Origin of the sequence: Candidatus Phytoplasma pruni, from assembly GCF_001277135.1 — a bacterium.
Classification (GTDB): domain Bacteria; phylum Bacillota_I; class Bacilli_A; order Acholeplasmatales; family Acholeplasmataceae; genus Phytoplasma; species Phytoplasma pruni.
This window is the reverse complement of record NZ_LHCF01000028.1, coordinates 1-3632: the sequence shown is the minus strand read 5'-3', so window position 1 is coordinate 3632 and position 3632 is coordinate 1. Positions and strand designations below refer to the sequence as shown.

The following is a 3632-nucleotide window of genomic DNA, read 5'->3' as shown; positions in this document are numbered from 1 at the left end:
AAAGAAAAACATTTAACTTTTAAATATATTTTTTTCTAACTTTTTATTTTTGTTTGATAAGTGTTTTTTTAGTTTACATTAATATTTTACACTAATATAGAATCATTAATTATTTTTAATGCAAAAAATAAATCTTTTTTCAAAAAACAGTGAAACTCTTTTTTTTCTAGAAATAAAACCATAAATTTACCGATAAAAGAGAATTCTTTTCTTAAAACCTCTTTTTATTTATTGCATATATCATCATAAATGATAAAAAAAGAACCTTTAAAAAGGTTCTTTTAAATTAAAAGATAGGTTGTATTGATATAAAATTAAATTTTATTTTTTAACGTAAGTATAAACACTTAAAGGGATTACCATTTCCGAAATAAACACGAAATTATTGATTTTTTTCAGTTCTGGCATTTCTCTAGTTTCAGTTTCAAACATTTTAAAACGATAATTCATATATTTAATATTATTTTGGACCACTATTTTTTCAATACCGGTTTTTAAACTTTGAAAATCTTGAGAATCGAAAATACCGACCGGCAAAGTAGAAACAATTCCTTTAATTTGTTGATGCGTTATTTTTTCTTTTTGGAGTAAAGTTTCAAAATGAGCGGCATTGCCTTGAATAACTTTCAAACCAGGAAAATGAGTTTTTAATTCTTGGCATAAAAAACCATCTATTTCCACAGCTATTATATTTTCTACCCCAAATTTTTCTATTAAATATTGAGTAACATTACCACAACCGGAACCTAATTCTAAAATTTTATTATTATTTTTTTTGAGTTCTTCTGGGGTTAAATCTGAAACTGTTTGAAAATATTCAGACATTTCTTGTGTTTCAGGAAAAAGACCAGCTCCCATTGTAGTAGGGTTTAAAACCACTTCTTTAGCGTGCAACCATTCTTTCGGTTGAAGGGCCATACAAGAAACAAACAATAAAAGGGAGAAGAAAAATAAACTTTTCCACCAAAGAAATTTTTTCTTTTTTTGTAAAAAGATAATCCCGGCAGTTAAAAAGAAAAAAGCGAGAAAAATTTTGCAATAAGAAATAAAGAGATGTTTTTGGTTATCAGGATTAATCAATTGTTTGGCAAAAAAACGAGTACTGAAAATTTTTTCTTCAGACCAATTCATCAATAAATTAATTAAATAACTATCAATGAAATAAAGTAAAGGATGAATTAACGTTAAACCTAACATACTGTAATTAACTTTAAAAGAACCGTTGATAAAATAAAAAATAACAAAACAAATAGGAATAATGATATATTCTAAAAAATAAATAATTAAATTAAAAAACGGTACCCCTGAAGAAGGGTAAATATTCCAATCCCTAATAAAAGAACGTAAAAAGATAGTGTTGATGATAACACTCACCAAAGAACATAAAGCAAAAATATCAATAATACGTTTATTTTTTTGAAAAATCATTAAAACAAAAGTAATTAAGATTAAAAAGAGACACTGTTTCGAAAAAGAAAAAAAATAATACCATCTAAATTTAACAAAATTATCTTTTTCTAACAAAAGATTAAAACTATAAAATCCACCTAACAAAAGAGTTAGCGAAATCAAAATCAAAAGTAAAACAGTAAACTTAATTATTCTATGATAAGTTTTTTTAAAATAATTAAGCAAAACACTAATTTTTTCCAAAGATTTACCTTTCTAACGAGATAAAATAAATTTTAATTTAATAATAAAAAATATTTCAATTTTAAATATCAATATTATAAATTACATTATCCATTATACCAAATTATTATTTGTTTACTCAAAGACAGTGAAAAGGTTTTAAAAACTTATTATTATTCCTCCAAATGGTTAATTTTTTAATAATTTTATCGATTTTAAAGTTATTAATCTTATTTAAAACTGTTTTAAAATGGCGTTCTAAAATAGTATTAATTTTAGTTTGAATAATTTCATAAGATTCAAATAAAGAGTTAGATATTTTTTTAATATTTTCGTTTTCTTTCTGAATCGTAATTAAATTATTTTCGATATTTTTAAAGGAATGATCCAAGATTTCGTTTTTCATCGCTTGAAAATCATCTTTAATGTCTTGTTCTTTTTTAAACTCTTGTTTTTCTTGAAAATCATTCATAATTAATTCTTTATGTTTACGTCCTAAAGCGGTAATAATGTTAAGAAAAACGACTAAATAAGCTGGCCTCACAATAAACATATTTTCATATTCAGGCACCTTTTTAACGGGGATATCGTTTTCTTGCTCGTATTCTAATTCGCTTACTAAAAGAGCGAATTCTAAATTTTTATTTTTACGATCTTGATCTATTTTTTTAAAATATTGTTCGTTTTTACGTTTTTTAATTTGAGGTACTAAATTGTTTTTCACTTCTGATTTCATTTCTAAAAGTGCGGAAGTTAAAATTTGATCATCTTTTTTTTCAGTGTTAAAATGAAGTTTGTAAATAAAATCCCCTTTAGCGTTATTAATGATTTGGTTATCTTTTATCCAAGTGATATCATTAGAAATTAACAATTGGTTTTGTACCTCATTATCGCACCATTGTTCTAAGTTTTCTCCTACTAATTTAATGTTAAAATTAGCTCTTTTCAATTGTAATTGAAAAATTTCTTGTTCCTTATTGTGTTCTAGAAGCATTTTTTCTTTCTCGTGTTGGTGCTGCCAATTCTTTGATTTGTTTTTCATATTTTTGTTGCAAGAAAGAATGCATTTTTGCCAGTTGTTCTTCTTGATAATTTTTACCTAATTCGTCTAGATTAATTTCAATAGAATCTCTTAAATCAATTATATCCCCAACAGAACCCTTTTCTTTCAATTCTAATTCATACGAATTTTTAAATAAAACTTTAATTTTTTTCATTTTATTCACCTCTTTATTGTTTAAAAATTGTTTTATGGAAAAATAATTAAGATATAAAGATTAATATTGTATGGCTTCATTTAAATATAACACAAAAAAACACTAATTGCCTAGTTTTTTTGATAAAATAATGATCCATTTTTTTATAATTAATTTTTATTTTATAACTTTTTTTTGACTTACTGATGATAACCATTTGGTTTTATAATAGTAAAATATTAGGTTTTATTAGAAATTATTTAATTAATTAAAGGCGATGCATAATAATGAAGCTAGTACTAGTAATAATTTATCATCGTTTACAGATATAAGGAATAATATAGAAAATAAAATTGATAAAAATTTATCTCGAAGTAAATATTTATCTAATAAAATTTTACAATACGATCGATTTCATCTTAATACAATGAATTTTAAAACAGCGATTAAAAAGTTTAGATATAGAATTAAAAGAACTTTATGAACAAATCGGAATATATAATTAATACGTTATTCGAAATGAATGAACAAATTTGGGATCTTTCATATTACAGACAACAATTATTTATGAAAATATGTTCACTTAATAAAGAAAAATTTGATATCGAAAATTATGTTCAAACAACAAATAAAATTATAAAATTACAAAAAAATTATAAAGAATTGTTAAAAAAAATTAAAAATCAACAGTTAACCAATAGAGACCCTTTTTCAGGGTTTTTTCTTTTATATCAACAAATAATAATATATAAAAATAGTACTATATTTAATTTTTTTTGTTTTTTAAAAATTTTTAAAAAATTT

Annotated in this window: 4 protein-coding genes; 1 reads left to right on the top strand and 3 read right to left on the bottom strand. The window is 22.8% G+C overall.

Annotated features, from left to right (window positions below; genetic code table 11):
- Positions 1 to 321: 321 nt before the first annotated feature.
- The 3 genes from CPX_RS02590 to CPX_RS03430 form a co-directional block, all read right to left on the bottom strand.
- A complete protein-coding gene (locus tag CPX_RS02590; protein WP_053521612.1) occupies positions 322 to 1653 on the bottom strand; it encodes an rRNA adenine N-6-methyltransferase family protein in 1332 nt (443 codons plus the stop codon).
- Positions 1654 to 1771: 118 nt separating this feature from the next.
- Positions 1772 to 2626: a DUF2130 domain-containing protein gene (locus CPX_RS02585; protein ID WP_235443269.1), complete on the bottom strand. Its 855-nt coding sequence runs from the start codon at positions 2624 to 2626 to the stop codon at positions 1772 to 1774.
- The gene (locus CPX_RS03430) at positions 2607 to 2849 is read right to left on the bottom strand and encodes a hypothetical protein (protein WP_235443268.1); all 243 of its coding nucleotides are present in this window, start codon (positions 2847 to 2849) and stop codon (positions 2607 to 2609) included. Before CPX_RS03430 ends, CPX_RS02585 begins: the two co-directional genes overlap by 20 nt.
- 256 nt (positions 2850 to 3105) lie before the next feature.
- Between CPX_RS03430 and CPX_RS02580 the strand changes: the two genes are divergently transcribed.
- The gene (locus CPX_RS02580; RefSeq protein WP_053521611.1) at positions 3106 to 3312 is read left to right on the top strand and encodes a hypothetical protein; all 207 of its coding nucleotides are present in this window, start codon (positions 3106 to 3108) and stop codon (positions 3310 to 3312) included.
- Positions 3313 to 3632: the final 320 nt, after the last annotated feature.

Bases quoted from the DNA above. Each gene is read 5' to 3' on its own strand.
- CPX_RS02585 (WP_235443269.1), bottom strand. From the start codon at position 2,626: ATGCTTCTAGAACACAATAAGGAACAAGAAATTTTTCAATTACAATTG.
- CPX_RS03430 (WP_235443268.1), bottom strand. From the start codon at position 2,849: ATGAAAAAAATTAAAGTTTTATTTAAAAATTCGTATGAATTAGAATTG.
- CPX_RS02580 (WP_053521611.1), top strand. From the start codon at position 3,106: ATGCATAATAATGAAGCTAGTACTAGTAATAATTTATCATCGTTTACA.